This is a genomic window from Streptomyces sp. KL116D (assembly GCF_030766975.1).
Taxonomy (GTDB): domain Bacteria; phylum Actinomycetota; class Actinomycetes; order Streptomycetales; family Streptomycetaceae; genus Streptomyces; species Streptomyces longispororuber_A.
In genome coordinates, this window is record NZ_JASERH010000057.1 from 254,587 (window position 1) to 278,474 (window position 23,888).

The 23,888-nt window shown below is 71.6% G+C and carries 14 protein-coding genes and 11 pseudogenes; 14 read left to right on the forward strand and 11 right to left on the reverse strand.

Annotation, left to right across the window (positions count from 1 at the left end):
• The first annotated feature begins 30 nt into the window (after nt 1-30).
• A complete protein-coding gene (locus RBJ77_RS23345; protein WP_372346798.1) occupies nt 31-501 on the forward strand; it encodes a carboxymuconolactone decarboxylase family protein in 471 nt (156 codons plus the stop codon).
• 53 nt (nt 502-554) lie between these two features.
• Here the strand turns inward: RBJ77_RS23345 and RBJ77_RS23350 are convergent, their stop codons facing one another.
• On the reverse strand, nt 555-926 hold the full coding sequence (locus tag RBJ77_RS23350; RefSeq protein WP_372346890.1) for a cupin domain-containing protein: 372 nt from the start codon (nt 924-926) through the stop codon (nt 555-557).
• A 446-nt stretch (nt 927-1,372) separates the two neighbouring features.
• Between RBJ77_RS23350 and RBJ77_RS23355 the strand changes: the two genes are divergently transcribed.
• The 3 genes and pseudogenes from RBJ77_RS23355 to RBJ77_RS23365 all read left to right on the forward strand — a co-directional run.
• Nucleotides 1,373-1,612 (forward strand): NAD-dependent epimerase/dehydratase family protein, encoded by a 240-nt coding sequence (locus RBJ77_RS23355; RefSeq protein WP_372346799.1) that lies wholly within the window; start codon nt 1,373-1,375, stop codon nt 1,610-1,612.
• Nucleotides 1,613-2,173: 561 nt separating this feature from the next.
• Nucleotides 2,174-4,911: pseudogene (gene aceE, locus RBJ77_RS23360) on the forward strand (pyruvate dehydrogenase (acetyl-transferring), homodimeric type).
• Between the two features lie 131 nt (nt 4,912-5,042).
• Nucleotides 5,043-6,248, forward strand: a pseudogene (locus RBJ77_RS23365) (2-oxo acid dehydrogenase subunit E2); the annotation flags it as partial.
• Nucleotides 6,249-6,469: 221 nt separating this feature from the next.
• On the opposite strand, the gene RBJ77_RS23370 reads toward RBJ77_RS23365, so the two are convergent.
• Together RBJ77_RS23370 and RBJ77_RS23375 are read right to left on the reverse strand one after the other, a co-directional pair.
• Nucleotides 6,470-6,601, reverse strand: coding sequence for a zinc ribbon domain-containing protein (locus tag RBJ77_RS23370; RefSeq protein ID WP_372346891.1), 132 nt, complete (start codon nt 6,599-6,601; stop codon nt 6,470-6,472).
• A gap of 213 nt (nt 6,602-6,814) precedes the next feature.
• A complete protein-coding gene (locus RBJ77_RS23375) occupies nt 6,815-7,183 on the reverse strand; it encodes a transposase (protein WP_372346800.1) in 369 nt (122 codons plus the stop codon).
• A 493-nt stretch (nt 7,184-7,676) separates the two neighbouring features.
• On the opposite strand from RBJ77_RS23375, the pseudogene tnpA reads away from it, so the two are divergent.
• The 3 pseudogenes from tnpA to RBJ77_RS23390 all read left to right on the forward strand — a co-directional run.
• A pseudogene (gene tnpA, locus RBJ77_RS23380) lies at nt 7,677-8,069 on the forward strand (IS200/IS605 family transposase); the annotation flags it as partial.
• An 802-nt stretch (nt 8,070-8,871) separates the two neighbouring features.
• Nucleotides 8,872-8,937 (forward strand): annotated as a pseudogene (locus RBJ77_RS23385) (hypothetical protein); the annotation flags it as partial.
• Nucleotides 8,938-9,236: 299 nt separating this feature from the next.
• Nucleotides 9,237-9,868 (forward strand): annotated as a pseudogene (locus tag RBJ77_RS23390) (HD domain-containing protein).
• A gap of 711 nt (nt 9,869-10,579) precedes the next feature.
• Here RBJ77_RS23390 and RBJ77_RS23395 read toward each other — a convergent pair.
• From RBJ77_RS23395 to RBJ77_RS23405, 3 pseudogenes are all read right to left on the reverse strand, one after another.
• Nucleotides 10,580-11,458, reverse strand: a pseudogene (locus RBJ77_RS23395) (alpha/beta fold hydrolase).
• Between the two features lie 93 nt (nt 11,459-11,551).
• Nucleotides 11,552-13,173 (reverse strand): annotated as a pseudogene (locus tag RBJ77_RS23400) (cytochrome bc complex cytochrome b subunit).
• 167 nt (nt 13,174-13,340) lie between these two features.
• Nucleotides 13,341-14,273, reverse strand: a pseudogene (locus RBJ77_RS23405) (2-hydroxyacid dehydrogenase).
• Nucleotides 14,274-14,681: 408 nt separating this feature from the next.
• On the opposite strand from RBJ77_RS23405, the gene RBJ77_RS23410 reads away from it, so the two are divergent.
• The 5 genes and pseudogenes from RBJ77_RS23410 (at nt 14,682) to RBJ77_RS23430 (ending at nt 18,347) form a co-directional block, all read left to right on the forward strand.
• Nucleotides 14,682-15,320 (forward strand): class I SAM-dependent methyltransferase, encoded by a 639-nt coding sequence (locus RBJ77_RS23410; RefSeq protein ID WP_372346801.1) that lies wholly within the window; start codon nt 14,682-14,684, stop codon nt 15,318-15,320.
• Nucleotides 15,321-15,469: 149 nt separating this feature from the next.
• Nucleotides 15,470-15,877: an FAD-binding protein gene (locus RBJ77_RS23415; protein WP_372346802.1), complete on the forward strand. Its 408-nt coding sequence runs from the start codon at nt 15,470-15,472 to the stop codon at nt 15,875-15,877.
• Nucleotide 15,878: 1 nt separating this feature from the next.
• A pseudogene (locus tag RBJ77_RS23420) lies at nt 15,879-16,304 on the forward strand (FAD-binding protein); the annotation flags it as partial.
• A 508-nt stretch (nt 16,305-16,812) separates the two neighbouring features.
• The gene (locus tag RBJ77_RS23425; RefSeq protein ID WP_372346803.1) at nt 16,813-16,959 is read left to right on the forward strand and encodes a hypothetical protein; all 147 of its coding nucleotides are present in this window, start codon (nt 16,813-16,815) and stop codon (nt 16,957-16,959) included.
• A 434-nt stretch (nt 16,960-17,393) separates the two neighbouring features.
• Nucleotides 17,394-18,347, forward strand: a pseudogene (locus tag RBJ77_RS23430) (sigma-70 family RNA polymerase sigma factor).
• Nucleotides 18,348-18,355: 8 nt separating this feature from the next.
• Here the strand turns inward: RBJ77_RS23430 and RBJ77_RS23435 are convergent.
• Nucleotides 18,356-18,571, reverse strand: coding sequence for a hypothetical protein (locus tag RBJ77_RS23435; protein ID WP_372346804.1), 216 nt, complete (start codon nt 18,569-18,571; stop codon nt 18,356-18,358).
• A gap of 10 nt (nt 18,572-18,581) precedes the next feature.
• Here RBJ77_RS23435 and RBJ77_RS23440 point away from each other — a divergent pair, with 10 nt between their 5' ends.
• Nucleotides 18,582-18,731, forward strand: coding sequence for a hypothetical protein (locus tag RBJ77_RS23440; RefSeq protein WP_372346805.1), 150 nt, complete (start codon nt 18,582-18,584; stop codon nt 18,729-18,731).
• Nucleotides 18,732-19,934: 1,203 nt separating this feature from the next.
• A pseudogene (locus RBJ77_RS23445) lies at nt 19,935-20,506 on the forward strand (hypothetical protein).
• On the opposite strand, the gene RBJ77_RS23450 reads toward RBJ77_RS23445, so the two are convergent.
• The 4 genes from RBJ77_RS23450 to RBJ77_RS23465 form a co-directional block, all read right to left on the reverse strand.
• A complete protein-coding gene (locus tag RBJ77_RS23450; RefSeq protein WP_372346806.1) occupies nt 20,485-20,682 on the reverse strand; it encodes a hypothetical protein in 198 nt (65 codons plus the stop codon). The pseudogene RBJ77_RS23445 and the gene RBJ77_RS23450 overlap by 22 nt on opposite strands.
• Nucleotides 20,683-21,144: 462 nt before the next feature.
• Nucleotides 21,145-22,209, reverse strand: coding sequence for an N-acetylmuramoyl-L-alanine amidase (locus RBJ77_RS23455; protein ID WP_372346807.1), 1,065 nt, complete (start codon nt 22,207-22,209; stop codon nt 21,145-21,147).
• Nucleotides 22,210-22,765: 556 nt separating this feature from the next.
• Nucleotides 22,766-22,915: a hypothetical protein gene (locus tag RBJ77_RS23460; protein WP_372346390.1), complete on the reverse strand. Its 150-nt coding sequence runs from the start codon at nt 22,913-22,915 to the stop codon at nt 22,766-22,768.
• Between the two features lie 115 nt (nt 22,916-23,030).
• Nucleotides 23,031-23,498: an alpha/beta fold hydrolase gene (locus RBJ77_RS23465; RefSeq protein WP_372346808.1), complete on the reverse strand. Its 468-nt coding sequence runs from the start codon at nt 23,496-23,498 to the stop codon at nt 23,031-23,033.
• Nucleotides 23,499-23,888: the final 390 nt, after the last annotated feature.

The window sequence follows — 23,888 nt, forward strand, 5'->3', positions numbered from 1 at the left end:
GTAATCGTTCCGCACTTGAGGAGATCCCCCGTGGAAGCTCGTATCAATTACTTCGGCAACGCCCTGGCCGGCAAGGTCATGAAGCACCTGAACTCGGCCGGAGCGGCGATGCACTCGGCCCTGCCGGTCGCCACCCAGGAGCTGGTGAAGATCCGTGCCAGCCAGATCAACGGCTGCGGCTTCTGCACCGACATGCACACCAAGGACGCCACCGCCGCGGGCGAGGAGCAGCAGCGGCTGAACCTGGTGGCCGTGTGGCGCGAGGCGACGGTCTTCACCGAGCCCGAGCGCGCGGCCCTGGAGCTGACCGAGCAGGGCACGCGCATCGCGGACGGCTCGACCGGTGTCTCGGACGAGGCCTGGGCGAACGCCGCCAAGCACTACGACGAGGACCAGCTCGCGGCGCTGATCTCGCTGATCGCGGTCATCAACGCCTACAACCGCATCAACGTCATCAACCAGCAGCCGGCCGGCGGCTACAAGCCCGGCATGTTCGGCTGAGCCGACCTCGCCCCGACGAGCGGGGCCCTGCGTCCAGGGCCCCGCGCCGCGCGTCAGGCGGCCGGCCGCGGTGCGCGCAGGTGGGCGCGCTCCTTCAGCTCCGCCTCGTCGACGAGCTCCAGCATGGGCTTGCCGGGCGCGCACATCATCGTGACGACGAACTCGGTCCGCTCGTCGTCCAGCGCGTTGCCGTCCTGGTAGTGGATGGCGTCGCCGCCGGGCTCCCAGAAGGTGCCGCCGGCCTCGACGACGCGCTCCGGCTCCCCTTCCAGTTCGAAGCGGACGGCGCCCTTGATGACGTAGCCGAACGCCGGTCCTGAGTGGCGGTGCGGCGGCGTGCCGGGGTCGCCGGGCTCCCACCCGACGTGGATGGTCATCGCCGAGGCACCCTCGGGAACGGTGATCGGTGAGGCGTCCTGGAGCATCTTCGCCGCCCGGGTCCAGCTGGGGCCGTCCTCGCCGCCCGTGCCGTGCCCGTGCCCGTGGTGGCCGTGCTGGGTGTGCTCTGAGTTCTCCGACACTGGGTCGCACCTTCCGTGGTTGCACCGTGTCCGCGCGGTACGTCGTCCGCGCCGCCACGTGATCGTCGCGGCCATGGCGACCGCTCGAACCTCCTGACCGGGTGCCCCGGGAATCTGTGACACGCGACGACGGCCGGCCGCGACCGACACGGTGTCACAAGAACCTGCTCCGGACGGTCTAGGTGTGGTGAGCACGGTGGTACGCGGACGCCCGCCCGCCACCGTCGTCCCTCGGACACCCGGCAGGGTCACGGACACCCGGCGGAACGTCCGGCACCCGGCAGGGCAATCGGCCCAGGCAGGGCCATCGGCCCCGGCAGGGTCATCGGCCCCCGACGAAAGAGATCCGGATGAGAGTCGTCGTAGTAGGTGCCACCGGCCTGATCGGTGCCCGTACGGTCGCCAGGCTCCGCGACCACGGCGTGGAGGTCGTGCCGGTCTCCCGCGCCGACGCGGTCGACGTGAGCACCGGGCAGGGCCTGGCACGGGCCGTGGCCGGCGCCGAGGTGATCGTGGACCTGACCGACGCCCCGTCCCGCGAACAGACGGCCAGTACGCGGTTCTTCACCGCCTCGACGGGCCATCTCTAGCGGCGCCGCCGCGCTCGGCCGCGAGCACTACGTGGCGCTGTCCGTGGTCGGCGCCGACCGCGTCCGCTCGAGTACTTCGCGGCGAAGGCTGCGCAGGAGGACCTGGCGCGGCACGCCACCGTGCCCTACACCCTGGTGCGCGCCACTCCGTTCCACGAGTCCGTCGAGACGGCCGCGACGGAGGCACTCCGGCCCGACGGCGTGCACGTGCCGCCCCTGCTGGTACGCCCGGTCGCCACGGACGACGTCGCCGCGGCGGTCGCCCGCGCCGCGGTGGGGCTGCCCCGCTTCGGGGTGCTGGAGACCAGCGGGACCCGAGGAGCTCCGGCTCGACGAGGCACCGGCGAACTGCTGGCCGTGCTCGGCCGGTCCGGGCCTGTGGTCCCCGACGCGGAGGCTTCTTCGGCGTCGGTGCTCGGCGAGCGGACCCTGCTGCCCGGGCCTGCACGCCCAGCTGGGCCACCACACCTTCAATACCGAGTGGCTCAAGAACCGCTGAACCGGCGGGCGACACCACCGCCTTCGCACGTCATTCCGGCCGCCGCCCCACCGTGTCGCCGGCTGTCGGCACTCGCCCCGCTCCGTGACAGGAAAGGCTGCCATGAACGCAGATCCGCGTCCCGGCCCACTGAGACACCCGCGACCAGTGAGCTCGACCAGCTACCCGACCGTGACCGGGAGGAGACCGCCGAATGGCAGGCCTCCCTCGACGCCGCGTCGTGCGCAACGTGTGCCGCCGGGCCGGAACGCGCCGCGTATCTGATGCGGCGCGTGCACGCGTCCGCCGACGCGTAAACGGGGCGCTGCCCCCGCTGCCGTCGTCGGACTACATCAACACCGTCGGCGGCCGCGCAGCCCAGCGTTCGACGGTGACCGGAGATGGAGTCCAGGATCACCGCGCTCAACCGGTGGAACGCCGCCGCGATGGTCGCCCGGGGTTTGCGCGCCTGGGGCTCGGCGGCCAAGCATCTCCACCTACGCGTCGGCGGCGCGCGCTGTGACGAGATCGGGTTCAACCACTTCTTCCGCGGCAAGACGGCGACGCGGCTCCGGCGACCAGCTCTTCCTCAGGGGCACGCCTCGCCGGGCATCTACGCGCGGGTGTTCCTCGAAGACGCCTGAGCGCCGAGCAGTTGGAGGGCTTCCGGCGGGAGGCGGGCGGGCACGGCCTGCCGTCCTACCCGCACCCCGGCGGCTGCCGTGGCTGTGAGTTCCCGACGGTCTCCATGGGTCTCGGTCCGCTCGGCGCCGTCTGCCAGGCCCGCTTCAACCGCTATCTGCTCGCGCGCGGCATCAAGGACACCTCCGCCTCACGGGTGTGGGCGTTCTGGGCGACGGCGAGATGGACGAGCCGGAGTCGATGGCGGCGCTGGCGCTCGCCTCCCGCGAGGCCTGGACAACCTCACGTTCGTCGTCAACTGCAACCTGCAGCGCCTCGACGGACCGGTCGCTCAACTCGAAGATCGTCCAGGGGCTGGAGGCACGGTTCCGGGGCGCGGGCTGGAACGTGGTCAAAGCACGCTCTGGGGCGAGGCGTGGGACCCGCTGCTCGCGCAGGACGCCACGGGCGACCTGGTCCGGCGCCTGGGCGAGGTGCCCGACGCGCAGATGCAGACGCTGGCCGCGCGGGACGCCGCGTACATCCGGGAGAAGTTCTTCGCCGGGAGCAGCCTGTCCGCGTCTCGCCGCGTCCCTGAGCGACGTTTCGCAGCTGGTGGAGCTGTTCGAGAGCTCCCGCGGCGGGCACACGGGCCGTTGAAGGTGTACGCCGCCTACCGGGCCGCGGTGGAGCTTCCGGGGTGCGCCGACGGTGATCCTCGCCCAGACGGTCAAGGGCCACACGCTGGGTTCGGCGTTCGAGTCGCGCTGGCGCCAACCGCAGATGAAGAGCTCACTGATGGCGCAGTTCCGTGAACTGCGCGACACCTGGAACTGCCCATCCCCGACAGCGCGCTGGCCGGGGACCAGGTCCGTTCTGGCATCGGGGCGGACTCGCCCGAGGTGCGGTACCTGCACGAGCGACGGGCCGCGCTGGGCGGCCCACTCCCGCTGCGCCGGGTGACGGCCGCACCGCTGCCCGAGCCGCCCGCGCAGCCCTTCGAGGCCCTGGAGAAGGGGTCGGGCCACCAGGAGATGGCCACCACGATGGCGCTGGTCCGGCTGGTCAAGGACTTGATGCGGGACGAGCGGACCGGCGCGCGCTGGGTGCCGATCGTCCCCGACGAGGCCCGCACCTTCGGCATGGAGTCGATGTTCCCGACGGCCGGCATCTACTCGCCGCAGGGCAGCTCTACGATCCGGTCGACGCGGACCAGCTCCTCCACTACCGGGAGAGCGCCTCCGGGCAGCTCCTCATCGAGGGCATCACCGAGGCCGGCTCCGTGGCCGAGTTCACCGCCGCGGCGACCTCGTACGCCACGCACGGCGAGCCGATGATCCCGCTTCCACATCTTCTACGCGATGTTCGGATTCCAGCGCACCGGCGACCAGTTCTGGGCGCTGGGCGACCAGATGGGCCGCGGCTTCGTGGTCGGCGGCACCGCCGGGCGCACCACCATGACGGGCGAGGGCCTGCAGCACGGTGACGGCCATTCGCACCTGCTGGCGGCCACCAACCCGGCGGCGGTCAGCCACGACCGGCGTTCGCCTACGAGATCGCCGTGATCGTCCGGACGGCCTGCGCCGCATGTACGGCGAGCGTTCGAGAACGTCTTCTACTACCTGACCGTGTACAACGAGCCGAAGCACCAGCCGGCCATGCCCGCGGTGCCGGGCATCGAGGAGGGCATCGTCCGGGGCATCTACCGGTTCCCGGCCGGCCGAACCCGGCGCCGCGGGACCGCGGTTGCAGCTGCTGTCCTCCGGTACGGCCGTCCACTGGGCGCTGCGCGCGCAGGAACTCCTCGCCGCCGACTGGGCGTGCGGGCCGACGTGTGGTCGGTGACGTCCTGGACGGAGCTGCGCCGCGACGCGATGGACGCCGACGACGCCACGATGCGCGGCGAGGAGCGCACGCCGTTCGTCACCCGGGCGCTCGCGGGCGCGCCCGGCCCCGTGCTGGCGGTCAGCGACTGGATGCGGCAGGTGCCGGACCAGATCAGCCAGTGGATCGAGCAGGACTACTACTCCCTGGGCACCGACGGCTTCGGGCTGTCCGACACGCGCGAGGACGTCCGCCGCTACTTCCGGTGGACGCCGAGTCGATCGTCGTGACCGCCCTGGCCCGGCTGGCCCGGGCCGGGCAGGTCTCCCCGGCGACCGTCGACCAGGCCCGCGAGCGGTACGGCCTCGGCCGCTGAAGAACGCCGGGCGCCGGGTGCGACCGGCCCCGTACGACACAGACCACGAACGACAGATCCGGCGGGCCGTCGCGTCGCGCCCGCCGGTGTTGAGGAGTTGACGACACCGCGACGGTTTCCGTGACCCTGCCGCACTCGGCGAGTCCGTCACCGAAGGCACCGTGACCCGTTGGCTGAAGGAGGTCGGCGAGCGCGTCGAGGCCGACGAACCTGCTGGAGGTCTCCACCGACAAGGTCGACACCGAGATTCCGCGCCGGCGGGTGGTGTGCTGCTGGAGATCACCGCGGCGGAGGACGAGACCGTCGAGGTCGGGGCGGCTCTCGGCGTCATCGGCACACCGGACGAGGCCCGGACGGCCCCTGACGCCGACGCCTGCCCCGGCTCCGGCTCCCGCGCCAGCCCCTGCGCCTGCCCCCGCTGCGGCTCCGGCTCCGCCCGCACCGTCAGCTCCCCAGCGGCGACCGCCTCCCGGCTCCGGCTCCGAGCCCCGATCCCGCCCCAGCCCAGGCCCCGGCCTCAGCCCCGATACCGACTCCGGCCCCAACCCCCTCCCCGCAGCCGCAGTTCCCGCCCCACCCGCGGCCCCCGCCACCGCGACCTCCTCGCTGCGCGGGCGGACCGTGCCGATGACCCGGATCCGTAGAGCCATCGGGAACAACCTGAAGCAGGCGTTGCAGGAGCAGGCGCAGCTGACCAGCTCCGTGGAGGCCGACGTCACGCGGCTCATGCGGCTGCGCGCCCGGGCGAAGGACGGCTTCTCGCCCGGGAGGGGATCAAGCTGTCTCCGCTGCCGTTCTTCATCAAGGCCGCCGCCCAGGCGCTGCGGGCGCATCCGGTCATCAACGCCAGGATCGACGAGGCCGCCGGGACCATCACCTACTTCGACACCGAGAACATCGGCATCGCGGTGGACACGGAGGACGGTCTGACTGACCCCGGTCGTCAAGTCGGCCGGTGACCTGACCGTCGCCGAGCTCGCGCGGGCCGTGCACGACCTGGCCGACCGGGCCCGCACCAGGCACCTCACGCCCGACGACGTGACGGGGGCGACCTTCACGATCTCCAACACCGGTTCGCGCGGCGCGCTGTTCGACACCGTCATCGTGCCGCCGAAGAGGCCGCGATCCTCGGCGTGGGCGCGACGGTCCGGCGGCCCGCGGTCGTACGCGACGGTGACGACGAGGTCATCGCCGTCCGGGACCTGGTGCACCTGTCGCTGTCGCACGACCACCGGCTGGTGGACGGCGCGGACGCGGCCCGTTATCTGACCTCGGTCAAGGCGATCGTGGAGGCGGCGGCGTTCGAGGACGACCTGTACGCCGACACCGTGGCGTGAGAGGCCGGGCCCAGGAGGACGGCGGCCTCGCGTCCGAGCCTGTGGGAGATTGACACCGACGCAGGGAACGCGGCCCGACCGTGCCGCACACACCGAGGGAACCGCGCGCGCGGCACGGGAAAGGCAGAGTCGTGACTCCTCCGCGTAAACGGAGTGGCTTCTCGCTTCGCCGGTTTGGCGTCGCGACGGACCAGCCCGGCCCGTAGAACGTTCAGGGCGCCCTACCGTGTCAGCGTGCGCCTGGTGGCCACGCACGTTTGGCAGTGGAACTTCTCCTGTGTGGGTCGGTTCTCCTTGGCGGTGTGCCCGCATGCGGGGCACCGCCGGGAGGTGTTGCGGGGTTCCACCGCCATCACCACTCGCCCGGCGCCTTCCGCCTTGGCCGCGAGGATCGCGAGGAACACCCAACCGGCATCAGTTATCGAACGGTTGAGTCCGGCCTTGCGCTCGCCCCGTTGGGGAGGAACGCACCGGGCCGGTCGGCGTCAGGCTTCGGTGCCGGCGCCTTGCTCATGTTGCGGATCTTGAGGTCTTCGTGCGCGATGAAGTCGTTGTCGCGTACGTACTCATTCGCGGTCTTGTGTGCGTGGTCCAGGCGCTGACGCCGGACCTTGCCGTGACAGCCGGGCCACGGTCTCTACGGCCTTGCGGCGGCGCTTGCTGCCGCGCTTGCACCGGGACAGGGCCTGTTGTGCGGCTTCGAGCTTCGCGGCGGCCTTCCGGCCGTGCCGGGGGTTGGGCACGGCTCCGCCCTTGGAGTCGGTCAGGAAGTTGGCTATGCCCATGTCGATGCCGATCACGGCGCCGGTCGCGGGAAGCGGTTCGGGCCGGGCCTGGTTGGCGGTGAGGACGACGTACCAGCGCCGTCCTTCCCGCTTGACGCTGATCGTCTTGACCGTGCCCGGCCACGGGACGGTGCTGGTGCACGCTGACATGTCCGACGCCGAGGCGCACGCGGGTGACGGGGTCGTGCGGGGTGGAGTCCCAGCGGCAGCCGTCGCCGTCCTTGGGGAAGTCCACCGTGTCGAACCGCTTGTTCGAGCGGAAACGGGGATAGCCCGGCGTCTCCCCGGCCTTGATGCGCCGGAAGAACGCGGCGAACGCTTTATCAGCAAGCGGCGCAAGGTCGCCTGCTGGCTGGAGAACGACCACCTTGCGTGGTTCGGCCGAAGCGGATGTCTTGAGCCGCTCCGGACTGCTGCCCGTACTCTGATGCTGGTCTTCGAGGCGTGCCGGCAGGCGTCGCGGCGTTCCTGCAAGGCTGCGTTGTAGAGGGTGCAGCGATCGCGCAGCATCGCCGCGAGGGCGCCCTGCTGGCCGACGGTGGGCCCAGGCGAGGAACTTGTAGGCGCGGATCACTGGTTCACCCTTCCGCGGTTCGAGACAGCAAGATCATAACATTGGGTATGCCACCACGCTGGGAACCAGATCCCCACGTACGGCGCGGCGTCACAGTCGTTTGCTAACCTGCACGCACACTTGGTGTTCGTCGCAAGTATCGGACGGGCGTCTTCAACGACGCCATGCTGACCCGCTGCGAAGAGATCATGCGGAAGGCGTGCCGAGGACTTCGAAGCCGACCTGATCGAGTTCAACGGCGAAGAGGATCACGTGCACCTGCTGATCCACTACCCGCCGAAGGTCGCCCTGTCGAACCTGGTCAGCTCCCTCATAGGCGTCTCCTCGCGCCGCCTACGGCAGGAGTTCACCGGCCGCGTCAACCGGGCGATCATGCACGGCCGGTTCTGGTCCGGGTCCTACTTCGCCGGGTCATGCGGCGGTGCTCCACTGACAGTGATCAAGGACTACATCGAGTACCAGTCAGCGGCCCGGCTGAGCACGGGCGCTGGGCGAGCACTACGAGCGATGCGGCGGCGCTTCGCTCCGCCTGGCTCAGGATCGCGGATTCCCTCCCGCCTGAAGCGCGGGGATTCCCTCCGAAGAAGAGGGACGGTTCGGCGCGCGCTACGCGCTCAGCTATACTCGCCGTCCGGTGGGCCGGTCGTCACCTCGGTGGGCCTGCGGCTGCCGGTCGACGGGCCGACGGCGGATGTGGCCGAGGCGGACACGGTGGTCGTCTCCGGTGGGGACGAGCTGGTCGCCAGGCAAACGTCCCGGCGATCTGACCGAGGCGGTCCGCCTCCTGCACTCCCGAACGCGCCGGCTGGTGTCGATCTGTACGGGTTCGTCTCGTCCTGGCCGGTGCCGGAGTGCTGTGGACGGACGGCGCGCCACCACCCACTGGCGGCACGCCGAGCTGCTGGCCCGCAGCTATCGCGACGTCCAGGTGCAGCCTGCCGCTCTCTGCGCCGGGGACGACGGCGTCATCACCGCTCGGCGGGCGTCTCGGCCGGCATCGATCTGGCCCTGGCGCTGGTGGAGGACGACCACGGCGTCGAGCTGGCACGGAACGTCGCCCGCAACCTCGTGGTGTTCATGCAGCGCCCCGGCGGCCGGTCGCAGTTCTCGGCGCCTTTGGAGGTACGTCCTCCCCGTCCGCCCGCTGCTGCGCTCGGCGGTCGACCTGGTGGCGGCGCAGCTCGCGCTGCCGCACACCGCCGGCTCGCTGGCCGCCCTGATCGGTGTCAGCCCACGCCATCTGGCGCGGCTCTTCCACGCGGAGATGGGCACGACCCCGGCGAAGTTCGTCGAGGGGATCCGGATCGACCATGCGAAGGCGCTGCTCGACTCCGGCTGCGGGGTGGCCGAGACGGCGCGGGCCGCCGGTTTCGGGAGCTCGAGTCGATGCGCCGCACGTTCGTGGCCCGGCTGGGCGTCTCGCCGAGCGGGTACCGGGCCCGGTTCGCGACCACCCGGCGCTCCGACGAGGACGACGCCGCGGCCGGCGCCCGCTGACCGCGCGCACGCCACCGCCGGACGCGACCTGGTCCGGATCTGTGGGATGCACGGCAGAACGGGCGGTGCCGGACCGCGACCGGGAGGAAGGCTGGGAACCAGTCCGCTCCGCATCCGATCGAGGAGGCCACCGTGCCGGAGATCATCGCGAATCACCCTTCCCGGCACCCGGTTGGTCCGAGAGGCCACCGACCTCGTCCGCGCCGCGCCGACGAGACGCTCTTCCACCACTCGCGCCGCGTCTACCTGTGGGGATCCTCAGGGCGGCCGCACGCGGCCTCGATGTCGACCCCGAGCTCGCCTACGTCGGCGGGCTCTTCCACGACCTCGGCCTGACTGCCGCGCACGCCACCAAGGACCGTCGCTTCGAGATCGACGGCGCCGAGGCCGCCCGCACCTTCCTGCTCGACCACGGCCGCACCGAGGCCGAGGCCCGCACCGCGTGGCTCGCCATCGCCCTGCACACCACCCCGGAAGTGCCGCACCACCTGGCGCCCGAGTCGCGGTGGTGAGCCTCGGTGTCGAGACCGACGTCCTGGGCCTCGACCTCGCGGAGATCACCGAGCAGCAGCGGGCCGACGTCGTCGCCGCGCACCCGCGTCCCGACTTCAAGAACCGCATCCTGAAGGCGTTCTGACGAGGCATGGCCGACCGCCCCGACACCACGTTCGGGACCATGAACGATGACGTGCTGGCCACTTCGACGCCTCGTTCCGCCGTGCGGACTTCGTCGAGATCATCGGAACAGCCCTTGGCCGGAGTAGGGGCGTCGTCGCGCGGACACCGGCCACGGAACCGCAGCCGTGGCCGGTTCGTCCGTTCCGTGCGGAGGGCGGCGAGGTCGCGGGCCCCTGCCCAGGCGGTGACGGTGTCGCCTTCCTCCGTGCGGTGCACGGGCACGTCCGCGTGGCGGAGCATCGCGTCGATCCGTTCGTCGCCGGCCAGGAAGAGACCGTAGAGGGTCTCCCGGCCGTCGCTGAGCGCGTGCCGCGCGAGACGTCGCAGGAGGCGGGTGCCGAGTCCGCGGCCTGCCAGAGTCCTCGACCAGCAGCGCGGCCTCCGCGGCCCGGTGATCCGGCATCAGGTGTCCTACGGCGACGTGGCGTCCGGTCACGTCCTGCACGGCCAGGTGGACCGAGCCGGGGCGGGTCAGCAGGGTGGGCAGGTAGGTGGCGGGGTCGGGCATCGCCCGGTGGTAGCGGCTCCACAGGGTCTGCGGTGAGCAGCGGTGGTGCAGCGCCACGGTGCGGGCGAGGTCGGCCGGGCCTATCGGTGTGATCCGCGGTTCGTGGCGCATGGGCTGGTCCTTGCACGTCCGGGGCCGGTGCGGGAGGTGGTCCGCCGGGCCGGCCGTGGGTGGAGCGGATCGCGGACATCCGACCGGCCGCACCGGCCGGGTGCGACATCGCGAAGCGCCGTGCGGACGGGCGCGCGGCAGAGCGCGCCGTCCGCACGAGAGCCGTCTCGCGGCGGTGTCAGCGCACCGCGCGGGCCGCGTCCTCGATGACCTCGGTGACCTTCCGGGCTTGGAGACGCTCACCGCGTGCGAGGACTCACCTTCGAGGTGTGGGCGTGGGCCCGCTTCGCCATGAACTCCTGGGCGGCGGCCGGGATGTTGCGGTCCTGCGTGGCGACCAGGACCCAGGAGGATGGTCTTCCAGGCCGGCTCGGCCGCGCCCTCGGCGAGGGCGGCGTCGGTGACGGCGCTGGGTGACGGCCATCAGGTCCGTCTCGTTGCGCACGTCCGCCGCGAGCTGGTGGTGGAACCGTCGCTCTGGATGTAGAGGTCGTTGACCTGGGAGCCGTCGGCGTTCGTGGTCGGCACCGGCGCAGCGCGTCGCCGAGGGTGCTGCCGGGGAACTTGCCCGACAGGTCGACGGCGTCTCTCGCCCTTGTCCGGGAGGAAGGCCGCGAGGTAGACCAGCGCCTTGACGTTCTCGTTGCCGGTGGCGGCGTTGCTGATCACCGAGCCGCCGTACGAGTGTCCGGCCAGGACGATGGGTCGTCGATGCCGGCCAGGACCTCCTTGAGGTAGGTGGCGTCGCCGGTCAGGGAGCGCAGCGGGTTGGCGACGGTGACCACCGGGTAGCGGTCGTGCCGCAGCTTGCGGATGACGTCGTTCCAGCTCGTGGAGTCGGCGAACGCGCCGTGGACCAGGACGACGGTGGGCTTGGCGCCTGGGTGGCGGCTCCCTTGTCGGCAACTCCCTTGTCGGCGGCGGCCGGACCGGCCGCGGTGAGACGAGCAGGCCGGCATGAAGATGCTGTGGCGGTGGCGAGGGCGGTGAGTCGCGCACGGGTCCGGTTGGTGCGCGAGGTACGGGCAGTGCGCGCGGTACGAGCGGCACGGTCCATGTCGGTTGCAGCTCTCGGGCGGTCGGCCCGCGTCTCCCGGGCGGGGAGCGGGTGGGGTGTCGGCGGACGGCCACTCGGCCGGCGCCGGGCGGGTCAGGGGCGGTGCCGGCCGGTGAGTTCCTTGCGCTCGGTCGGCGAGGGCTTGGGGATCCGGGTGCCCGGGCCGTACAGGGCGCGGCTGAGCGCGACGCGCAGGCGGCGGGTGCGGGCGGGCGCGGGACCGTCGGGGTCCCGGTCGGGCCCGTCCGCCAGGGGCCGGTACTGCTCGTGGGCGGTGAGGGTGTGCAACCGCGCCTGGTCGAGGGGCTCGTGGACCTCGACGTACTCGCCGTGCGGCAGGCGCTTGATGACGCCGGTCTCGCGCCCGTGCAGCACTTTGTCGCGGTCGCTGCGCTGGAGGGCGAGGGCGAGGCGCTTGGTGATCACGAAGCCAGGACCGGGGCGACGAACAGGCCGATGCGCACGGTCCAGGTCACGGAGTTGACGTTGACGTGCAGTTGGGTGGCGATCACGTCGTTGGCGGCGCCGACGAGCGCCACCGCGTAGACAGCTGAGCCAGGCCACCCCAGCAGCGCGGTGCGCACCGGGCGGTTGCGGGGCGGTCCAGGAGGTGGTGGCTCACGGTCGTCGTCCGTGACCCAGGCTTCGAGGAAGGGCAGAGCACCCATCGCCAGGAAGAGCAGCGTTCCGGCCAGCAGGGGCAGGAGGTTGTCCAGGGCCAGGGTGTGGCCCCACAGGCTCGATCTCCCAGCCGGGCATGACGCGCAGCAGGCCGTCCGCGACGCCCATGTACCAGTCCGGCTGGGATCCGGCGGAGACCTGGTCGGGGCGGAAGGGCCCGTAGTCCCATACGGGGTTGATCTGGGCCACGGCGGCCATGAAGAAGATCACGCCGGACACGAAGCAGAAGTAGCCGGCGGACTTGACGGCACGCAGCACTGCGAACGGCAGGCCGACGACGTTGTTCTCGGTCCGGCCCGGCCCGGGTACTGCGTGTGCCGGTGCCGTACGGCCAGAGCCAGCCGGCCGACCAGCACGGCGACGATCAGGGCGGGGATGACCAGTGTGTGCAGGGCGCCGAAGCGGGCGATCAGGTCCTCGCCGGGAACTCGCCGCCGAAGAGGAAGAACGACAGGTAGGTCCCGACGACCGGGATCGACAGGAGCGTGCCGTTGACCACCTGGAGGCCAGTTCCCGACAGCAGGTCGCCGGGCAGGTCGTAGCCGGTCAGGCCCGCGAACATGGCCAGGACGAGGCAGCAGGAACCCCAGCACCCAGTTCAGCTCGCGCGGCTTGCGGAACGCGCCGGTGAAGAACACCCGCAGCAGGTGCGCGAAGACCGCGGCGACGAAGACCAGGGCCGCCCAGTGGTGGGCCTGGCGGACGAGCAGGCCGCCGCGGACGTCGAAGGAGAGTGCAGGGTCGAGTCGAAGGCCTGGGACACCAACCGCCCCCGCAGCGGCACGTACCGGCCGTCGTAGACCACGAGGTCGGCGGACGGTGGAAGTAGAGGCTCGAGGTAGACACCCGTGACCAGCAGGACGACGAGGTTGTAGACGGCGATCTCGCCGAGCAGGAACGACCAGTGGTCGGGGAAGACGAGGCGGCGCGCGGAGCGGGTCAGCCCGCAGGCCCGTCCGGCCGTCCACCCACGTGGCGAGCTCTGTCCCCGCCGCGCTGCTCCGGCTCGGCCGGCCGGCTGCTCGCTGTCCCATCTCGTCACCATTCGCTTTCCGCGTCGCACCCAGGGAGCCGATTCGTCCAGAACCGCGCTGCCTGCACCGTCTGTACTGACTGCACTGTTCAGGTGCATTCATGAACCAGCTGTCCCAGTCAGAGACCGATGAGGCGGCAAAGTGTGACACCGTCGTGCGGCCCGACGTCAGCGTGTGACCACGTTCTCCAGCTCCTCACCTGCGGCGAACCGGGCCAACTGCCGTCGCACGAGCGCTTCGAGACGGGGCCACAGATCGGGGTGAAGGCGCCGACGTGCGGGGTGATCAGTACGCCCGGCGTGGTCCAGAGCGGATGCCCGGGCGGGAGCGGCTCGGGGTCGGTGACGTCGAGGGCGGCCCGCAGGCGGCCGCCGTGCACCTCCTTCAGCAGCGCGTCGGTGCCGACGACCGCGCCCGTCACGTTGACGAGCAGGGCGCCGTCCTTGACGCAGGGACAGGAGTCCGGCGTCGAAGAGGTGCCGGGTCGCCGGGGTCAGCGGAGTGCACAGCTACGATCACGTCGGCGTCCGCAACGAACCGGGGCAGGTGCGCGACGGAGTGCACCGGCCCTGGCGCGCGGCCCTGTCCTCGCGCCCGACGCGGGTGACGACGCAGCCGAAGGGCGCCAGGAGTTCCTCCAGCGCGGAGCCGACGGCGCCGTGGCCGACGATGAGCACGGACCGCTCGTACAGGGTCGAGTGGGTCCGGGTGTCCCAGTCCTCCCGGTCCTGGGCGCGCAGCGACTCCGGTATGCCCGCAGGCTGGCGAGGATCAGTGTCAGGGCCAGCTCCGCCGTGCCGGCGGCGGGACTCGCGCGCGTTGCACAAGGTCACCTCACGGGGCAGCCGGTCGAGTGCCGCCCGCAGTTCGTCGGTGCCGGAGCTGAGTGCCTGCACCGCCCGCAGCCGTGTCATCCGGGCGAGCGGTTCGGCGATGACGTCGATGATCCTGGTCAGGGCGGCACGTAGAACTCCACTCCGCCGGGTCCGTCGGGAAGGCCGAACGGCCGTCCCAGCGGGCGTAGTCGAGCGCTCCGGGGGCAGCTCGGCGAGACGGCCGAACTGTGCGGGCAGCCATACCTGTGGGGAACGCGCGGTCATGACGACGTACTCCGCTCTCACGATCGGTTTCGGGGCCGGCGCGCTCGGCCGGCCGGTGGGTCGGTGATCGGCCGTGGGGCCACTGACCCGGCGCGGCGGCGGCGCCGGCGGGAAGGGGAACCGGTCCGGTCACGCGGTCGGTCCGAGACGGGTCCAAAGGCAGGGGCCGAGGACGGGTCCGGAGACGATTCCAGGAAACGGGTCCGAGAACTGACCGCGCACCGTCCGCGATCTGTGACAGCGGTGCGCGACTGCCGCCCCCGTGTCACACACTATGCCCAGACGTTGTCACGTGGGACATGCACACTGTCAGCGACCAGAACGCCGAACATCCGGCAGGAATCCGACTCGCTACGCGGTGACCGCCGAGTTCTACGACATCCGCAGGCCGACGAGGACGAGGCGCGGGTGCGCCGCCTGTACGGCCGTGAGATCGCCGGGGCCCGCAGCGGCGTGCTGGACATCGGGGCCGGTACCGGGCGGGTGACGATGCTGGCGCTGGCCGATTCCTGGGCCGACGTGCACGCGGTGGAGCCGGCCAGGGCGATGCGCACGTCCCTGCTGACCCGGCTCGCCACCCTGCCCGCCGAGCAGCGGGACCGGGTGACCGTGCACCCGCACCCCCTGGACGAGACGGCGCTGGACGCGGTCGCGGACGCGGCCGTCTGTCACAACATGATCGGCTGCCTGCCACCCGCCGTACGCGAGAGGTTGTGGTCCGCGATCGGCAGGGCCCTCACCCCTGACGGTTCGCTGTTCCTGCAGCTGCCGCCGGCCCGGCTTCCGGTCCGCACGGTCGTGCGCCTGCTGGCGGACAAGCGGGTCGGTGCGCACGTCTACGGCGGAGTGCATGACGATGTCGGCCGCCGGCTACCGCATCCGCACCCGCGCCGACTACTGGGTCAGGACCGCGGACGACGTGCTGCGGGAGCACACCGAGACGTTCTGGATGTGGCCCGCGACGCGCGCCCAGCTCGTCGGCGAACTGGCCCCTGCACGGATTCGTCCCGCTGCCGGGCCGCGACGACTCGGAGCTGCTGGCCGTGACGCTCCGGGGCCGTCGGTGAGCTGTCGGTCGGAAGGTGTGAGACCCGCACTCCCACGGTGTGCACCGCGCTGACACCCGTGTCACAAACCGGCGCCCGCCCTGGTCACTTGTCCGTTACCCACACAGAGCGACGGGAGTGATCGTGGCCATGACCGAGAAGCGGCTGTCCACCACGGTGCTGGTGATCGGCACCGGCGGAGCCGGCCTGCGGGCGTCGATCGAGCTGGCCGAGGCCGGCGTCGACGTCATCGCCGTCGGCAAACGTGCCAGGGAGGACACCCACACTCACTGGCCGCCGGCGGGATCAACGCGGCGCTGGCCACGATGGATCCGAGGACAGCTGGCAGCAGCACGCCGCCGACACGCTCAAGAGAGCTACCTGCTCGGCGATCCGCGCACCGCCGAGATCGTCACCCAGGGCGCGGCCCTGGGGATCGACGACCTGAGCGGTACGGGATGGCCTTCGCCCGCGAGGAGGACGGCCGCATCTCCCAGCGCTTCTTCGGCGCCCACAAGTTCCGGCGGACCGCCTTCGCCGGCGACTACACGGGCCTGAGATCCAGCGCACGCTCGTCCGGCGGGCGAGCCAGCTGGACATCCCCTTGCTCGACAGCGTGTACATCACGCGGCTGCTGACCCACGACGGCGCGGTGTTCGGCGCGTACGGCTTCGACCTCGACAACGGCACCCGCCACTCATCCACGCGGACGCCGTCATCTCGCGGCCGGCGGTCACACCTGCGCATCTGGCGGCGCACGTCGTCGCGCCGCGACGAGAACACCCTGGCGACTCTTCCGGCTGGCGGTCGAGGCCGGCGCCCGGCTGCGCGACCCGGAACTGGTGCAGTCTCCACCCTCCGGCATCATCGAGCCGGAGAACGCGGCGGGCACGCTGGTCAGCGCAGCGCCCGCGGCGAGGGCGGCATCCTGCGCAACGCGCTCGGCGAGCGGTACATGACCCGCTACGACCCCGAGCGCATGGAACTGTCGACGCGCGACCGCGTGGCGCTGGCCTCGTACACCGAGATCGAGCGAAGGCCGCGGCATCGCCCAAAGCGGCGGTGTCTGGCTCGACGCTCGCACCTCCCCGCCAGACGATCATGCAGCGGCTCGGTCTGCCAGACCCTCCTCGAACTGCAGATGCTCGACATCACGCGTGATCCCATCGAGGTGCCGCGCCCACGGCCCACTACTCGATGGGCGGGCCGGGTGCGTCCTGAGGACCACAGCACCGACGTGCGCGGCTGTACGCGATCGGCGAGGCCTCCAGCGGACTGCACGGCGCCAACCGCCTCGGCGGCACAGCCTCATCGAGCTCCTGGTCTACGGTCGCATCACCGGTCAGGCCGCCGCCGCCTACTCGAGCGTCGCTCACGGCACAGCCGCGCAGCGCCTCCGCCGTGGCCAGGGCCCGCGCCGAGGTCGACGAGCTGCTCGCGGCGGACGGGCCCGAGAACGTCCGCGCCCTGCAGCGCGCGCCATCCGCAACACGATGACGGAGCACGCGCGTCGTCCGGGACGAACAGGGGCTGCGCGCCGGTGTCTGGCGGAGCTGGACCTCATCGAGAAGCGCATGGAGAACGTCGGGGTCCACCCCGACATCGCCGGCTTCCAGGACCCGCCCACGCCTTCGACCTGAAGTCGGCCGCCCTGGCCGCGCGCGCCACGCTCGAAGCGGCACTGGGGCGCCGGGAGACCCGCAGCGGCTGCCACAACCGCAGCGACTTCCCCGAGACGGACCCTCGCGTTCCGGGTCAACCTCGTCTGGTCGCCGACGACCGGTGTCAGCCACGAGAGCATTCCCCCGTCCCCGAAGAGATCGCCGCGCTCATGGCCGAGGTCTCCACCGAAGGAAAGCCGTCGAGTAGACGATGACACAAGGTGTGACCCACAACCTGTCCCACTGCCTCTCCCACAACCTGTAACGAAGCATCCGGGTGCGCGGCCTCTTGAACGGAGGTGCCCGCGGGACCACGCACCGGAGCCCGGGCAGTCCCGCCCGCGCATCGCCTCCGCCAAGAACCCGGCAACAGGAAACGGAGGCCGAAGGACATGCATCCAGAGGCGACCCCCATGGAAGGCGACCTGCACGAGGCCGTGTCCGTCTTCGTGCAGCTCCGGCCGCGTCTCTTCGGCATCGCCTATCGCGTGCTGGGCAGTGCGGCGGAGGCCGAGGACGTCGTCCAGGAGGTGTGGCTGCGGTGGCAGCACACGACGACAGACCGTCGTCGTCAGCCCCGCCGCCTTCCTGTCGAGCGCCACCACCCGACTGGCCACTCAACGTGGCCCAGTCGGCCCGGGTCCGCCGCGAGACCTGACATCGGTCCGTGGCTGCCCGAACCCATCGACACCAGCAACGACCCGCAGGCCGGTGCCGAACGGGCGGAAGCGCTGGAACTCGCCCTGCTCCTGGTGCTGGAGAAGCTCCCGCCGACCGAGCGCGCCGCCTACGTCCTGCGGGAGGCCTTCGACTACTCCTATCCGGACATCGCGCGGATCCTGGGGCTCGAGCCCCGTCAACGTGCGCAAGATCGTGAGCCGGGCCCGCAAGCACCTCACCGAGGACCAGCGGGACAGCGTCGACGCCGTCGAGCACCGGAGGCTGCTCGACGCGTTCGTCACCGCCGCCCGGCACGGGGACATCGCCTCGTTGGAGTCGCTGCTCACCTCGGACGCGCGGTCAGCCTCTCCGACGGCAACGGCAGGCGCGGGGCGGCCCGCGTTCCGGTCATCGGCCGAACCCGTGTGGCGAACCTGTCGACCGCCTTTCCGCGGTTCTGGCCGACGGTCGAGGTCGAGACGGTCGAGGCCAACGGCCGCGCCGGAGTGGTCCTCTACCGCGACGGCCGGCCCGCCACGTTCATGACCGTCGCGGCCACGCGCCGGGGCATCCATCAGGTGATGTGGGTCTTCAGCCCGAACAAGATGGCCGCGCTCCTCCGCTCCCGCGAGGGCTCAGGTGCGGGTGCGGGTGCGGATTCGGGTGCGGGTGCGGGCTTGCGTGAGGTGGTCTTCAGCACCGTCTGATCATGTCGTCACATGCGTTGGGTGACCGGCCTGTTCCATGAGCGCAGCTTGTCGCTGAGGACGGCCCAGATCTGGGCGACGCGGTTCTGGACCAGGTCGAGGGTGATCACTGCCGCCACCCGCTCGTCGTGGCGGGCGACCAGGCCGGCGCGTCCGTTGACCGGCCAGGTGTCCACGGTGGTGCGCGGCTGGGCGGAGAGCAGGGTGAGCAGGCTCCGGGCCACAGCGGCGCCGGTGACGGGGCCCGGTCTGCGTACGGACCTTGCCGCCGCCGTCGAAGTACGCGGTGACGTCGTCGGCCAGCAGCGCCACGAGCCCCTCGTGGTCCCCGTCGGCACACGCCTGCCGTACGGCCCGCGCGGCCTCCTCCTGCCGACGCGGTGACGCGGACCGGCCGCTCCGGGCGCGCAGACCGCAGCAGGGCCGTGTCCGCCGGGTCGGCCGGGGCGGCCGCGGGCGGCAGGGATCGCACCGCGCCGCCTGGTGTCGTGGTCGCCGGCGCTCCGAGGACACCGTCGAGTACGAACGCGGCGCGCTGGGCCGGTGACAACGTGTTCACCGCCCGCAGCAGCACGTCGCTGACCTCGCCCGCCAGTCCGTCGCCGTACGGTCCCCGGCGGCGCGCGGAACCCTCCGGGTCAGCGGCCCCGCGGTCCTCAGGGTCCTCACCGTCCGGACCGAGCGGGGCCAGCCGGGCCAGCGAGAGGCCGCCCACGACGTGGGTCAGCCAGGTGCGCGGTGTCCGTATGCGTGACCGCTCGCCGTCGGACAGCCCGTACCACTCCCGGTACGCCTCGTCGGTGACGCGCTCGGCCGTGACCCGGCTGCCCAGCATCCAGCGCGCGACCTCCACCAGGTGCCGCCGCTCGTCGAGCAGTTCCGCGAGCGGCACGGTGTCACCGATGTGCTCGATACCGACTCCCCTTCCGCACGGAACGTTACCCTGCCGCGAACTGCCGCGACGCAGCAGCCGTACGAGAGTTGTCACAGCTGCCGCCGCTACCCGGTCAATCGCGGTATCGGCGGTGCGCGGTGGTCTCTGACCCGGGCGCCGCCGCGACGAAGGAGGAGCATGGCAGGGACACATTTCAGGGGAGGCGCACGAGGACGACACGCAGCGCCGACCGTCCGACCGACACTGACGCCCACACCGACGCCGACGCCGACACTCACGCCCGCACCGACATCGCTGCGCGACACCGCTGCCGTCACCGTCTCGCTCGCCGCGGAGGCCGCCGTCCTCGAGGGGCGGCTGAGTGTGCTTCGAGAGGCGATCGACGAGGTGGACGCCCGGATCCGCGCGGTGTCCGAGAAGATCCGACGGCTGCCGCGGTCCGTGGCCGGGCCCGGTGGCACCGGGACACCGGTGTGCGAAGGGAGCGACACGGGGCTCGCCCCTCACACACGGGCTGTCGCTGACGACCCGCGAGAAACGGTGTGCTCTCCGTGGCCCGCCCACTCTGTTCCCGCACCGGTGGGACCGCTGCATATGATGTTCGGCAGCATCCCCCGGTGCCGCGCCGGGAGTGGCGGGCCAGGACATCGAGCGGTCCCGCCAGGACAAGGGGTTGAGGACGAGAGGAACCCATGGTCTCCGTGACCCCGACGGCCCGGAACATCGAGAGCACGGCCGAGAGTCTCAGGAGGACCTGGCCCGGCTGGAGATCCAGAAGCAGGCGCTGGAGAGGGAATCTGGCCGCGGTCACCGCCCACCTCGGTTCCGTGCAGCTGGCGCTCGACGCGCTTCAGGCCCTCATGCCCGGATCCGGCCCGGCCCCCGCCGCTTCCGCCTCCCCCGCCCCGGTGACAGCGCCGTCCCCGGTCAAGCCGTCCCCGGTCAAGCGGTCGGCCGCAGCCGCGGCACCCACGACTGCGGCACCCTCGGCTGCGGCCAAGGAGCGCCCGGCCAAGGCGGACCGGAGCGACGACGGCGCCGACGACGGCAAGACGTACGGCAAGCTGACGGAGCAGATCCTGGCGTACTTCGCGAGGCGCGGCGGCGCCGAGAGTCCGTGCCCGCGACGTCGCGTCCGCTCTGGGACGCGACACCGACAGCGGCAGCATCAACGCCGTCCGCAGCACCCTCGACCGTCTGGTCGGCGCCTCGCTTGCGTCCACGCGGAGCCGGCCGCGGGCTCTACCGCGCCGTCAAGCCCTGAGCCACCTTCGCCCGCACGTCCGTTTCGTAGACCAGGGACGTACGGTGGCCGTACTGGATGGTGTACATCCTCTTGCCGCCGAAGACGACCTTGGTGGCGGCCGACGGGAAGTAGTCGGTGGTCAGCCGGGGCGGCGCCGTCGTGACGTAGGCCTGGCCCGCCGGCACGGTGTACATGCATCAGGGGCGCCTGCGTCGACGGTGACAGGCCCGCCGGGATCTCGGCGGGTCGGGCAGCTGGTGCCGTAGACCTTCACCGGTTCTGACGCCCACGGGGCCGACGACGGTCGCGTCGGGCGCAGGAACGGTGTGCGCACCGTGCGGGTTGTGGAACCACACCTTGCTGCCGCTGAACCAGATCGCGGTCCAGTCGCCCTTCTTGTCCGCGACGACGAACCGCTGTCCGGCCTGCGCGGTGCTGCCCAGTCGTCGACCCGGGTGGTCCCGGGCTCGTCGGGTGCAGGGCCTGGTCGCCGAAGAGCGGCGCGGACGGCCGGGGCGCGGTGCGCAGGTACACGAAGTTCGACGCCCGCCGCACGTCGGCGCACTCGGTGGCCCCGCTCGGGTCGTCCTCGGCAGATCCGCACGGTGTTCCGGCTGTGGGCGAACCCGGGCGCGATGGTCACGGCGGTCCCGATGTCACCGACGCCGTGCCTGCCGTCGACGGGCGCGCCGAGCAGGTCCATGAAGTGGTCCCAGTCCCAGAACGGTCCCGGGTCCCAGTGCACTCCCGGACGCGAGCGAGGAGTTGGGCCCCACGACGTTGTCGTGCCCGACGACGTGCTGGCGGTCGAGCGGTACGTCGAAGCGCGCGGCCAGGTACTTCACCAGGTCGGCCGTCGCCCGGTACTGGGTCTCGGTGTACCAGGTGGCGCCCTGGGCGGCGAAGCCCTCGTGCTCGATGCCGACCGAGTGCATATTGGTGACGTAGTTGCCCGCGTGGTACGCGAGGTTCTGCGTGGGGACCATCTGTGTGACCGCGCCGTCCGCGGAGCGGATCACGTAGTGCGCCGAAGCGGTGCCCGCGAGCTGGGCGTTGGCGATGGCGGACGCGCAGGAGCCCTCCGTGTCGTGCAGGACGATCTGGTCGATGACGGTGCCGTTGGCGGGCCGGTCGGCGGCCTGGCCGTTCGACGGGTGGGCAGGGAACGAACGTGCACGCCAGGGTCGGCGGGCACTCGGTGGCCGTGGCCGCGGCGGCGGGCAGCTTCGGCTCGCCGCGCTGTGCGGCGGCCGGCGCGAGGGCGGGGTCGGCGGCCGGCCGGACCGCTGTCCGTCGGACGTCCTGCGGGCGGTGCCCTTCTTCATCGTGGTGAACACACGGTTCGCGTAGGCGGCGGCGCCCGCTGGTCGCGTGCCTGGGCGTAGCGGGCGACGGCCGCGTACCAGTCGTCCGGATCGTCGGACAGCCTGCCGTGGAGCGCTGCTTCTCGTACGAGGCGAGCAGCGCCGCTCCGCCACGGATGTTCGCCGCGGGGTCGTCGCGCAGCGCACGGGCGTCCGGCCCGTCAGTTCGGCCGCGGTCGCGGCAGTGTGCAGCGCGTCGTCCGCCGCCAGCTTCTTCACGTCGGACCGGCCGGCCGCGCCCGCCGCCCCGCCGGCCATCATGTCGGCGGTGACGTCGGTCAGGTGCATGGGGCCGTATCCACCGGAGGTGCTGTGTCCGCCCTGGTGCGTCTCCCAGGCCGACTGCTGGTAGGCCACGGCCAGCAGGGTGACGTTCCGAGGGACCTGGTACTCAGTCGGCCGCCTGCGCGAACTCCTGTTGCAGCGTTGTCTCTTGGGCCGGATCGTCCTGCGTCGCGGGCCACCGCCGGGACGGCTATCGCGCCCGCCACCACCAGGGCCGCCGCGCCGCGAGCGCGACCGGCCTGCGGCGCAGGCGTGTTTGCGGCGAGATGCCTGAGTAGGCGATCTGTCTGTCATGTCAGTCCCACTGTTGAACGAGCCGAATGATGTCTTCGTCACGAGGCGCGGCAGGGCGGTGATGCGCCCATGAGGGCCTGCGCCGGAGGAGTTGTGCGGTCTCCGGAGCGACGAGGCCCCGGCAGTGCACACTGTTTCGTGTTGAACGTATCAGACGGGTCACTCGGTCAACACAGTGGTATTTCGGCCAGTGTTCGATCAAGGGTGAGGGACGCGCGCGGGGCCGGGGGATCGGACGTGTGCCGATCCCCGGTCCTCGACGGTCCCTCGACGGTCCCTCGACGGTCCTCGATCACCGTCACCGTCACCGGATGCGGGACCGTCCCTGTGGTCGTCAGTCGGCGGCGTGCGCGCTCCAGTGGCCTTCCAGCAACTCGGCGACCTCCGCGGGACGCTGGAGCACCGGCCAGTGGTTGCAGTCCATCTCGACCACCGAGGAGGCGTGCAGGGAAGCACCGAGCTTGCGTCCGAACTCGATCTGCACGCGGGGTCAAGCGCTCCCCAGAAGACCAGGCAGGGCGCCGGCACGCCTTCAGTCCCGGTTCCCACTCCGCTCCCATGGTGACCGCGGAGCGGCACAGCTTGAGGATCGGAGTCCTTCATCGGCTCGTCCACGCGGCTCGCCATCTCTTGGCCAGCCGGATGGGCACGTCGAAGCCGGCCGCCAGGTCCTGGGCGAACGGCTCGGGACGCAGTTCGCGCATGAAGCGGTCGCCCTCGACCTGGTCCTGCCAGATCTTGGCCAACGGGTGCCACACGTATGCGGAGTCGACCGGCCCGTTGCCGCCGGCCCAGGTGCGGACCAGGTCGGGGCGCAGGAGGCGACGCGGAGGGTGAGGATGCAGCCCCAGTCGTGGCCGACCAGGTCCACCGGCTCGCCGCACCCGTTCCAGTCGTCGGATCAGCCAGTCGACGTACTCCTCCTTGGAGGAGCCGAAACCGTTCGGACGCGGGGCGCCGAAGCCGGGCAGGTCCCAGGCTTCCACGTCGGTCCTGGTCAGGTGCTGTCGCACGCCGTCCCATACGTGATGGCTGTCAGGAACGCCGTGGATGAGGATGGCAGGCATGAGCGATTCCTTCTTCAAGAGGCGACTGCGCCTCGCGGGCGAAAGAGGGAACACATCTTGTCACATCGTGTTTCGTCGGCCCGTCCCCGGAGCGGGTGGCGGTGGACTCGCCGGGACGCACGCAACCGTTGCGCTTTGCCATGACAGTGGCAACAATCGGTGGACACGTCCTTTGCCCGCGGCACGTGCGAGTGGGATGAGAGGGAGACATGGTTTCGGCATCGCGCACTGCACGCTCGGCCCGCTCGGCCCGCACCATCGGGAGCACCGCTGAAGGTCTCAGGGGGATCTCGACCGCGCTGGAGCTGCAGAAACGGGCGCTGGAGAGGAACTCGCCGCCGTCGCCGCCCATCTCGACACCGTACGCCGGGCCGTGCACGCCCTGGAAAG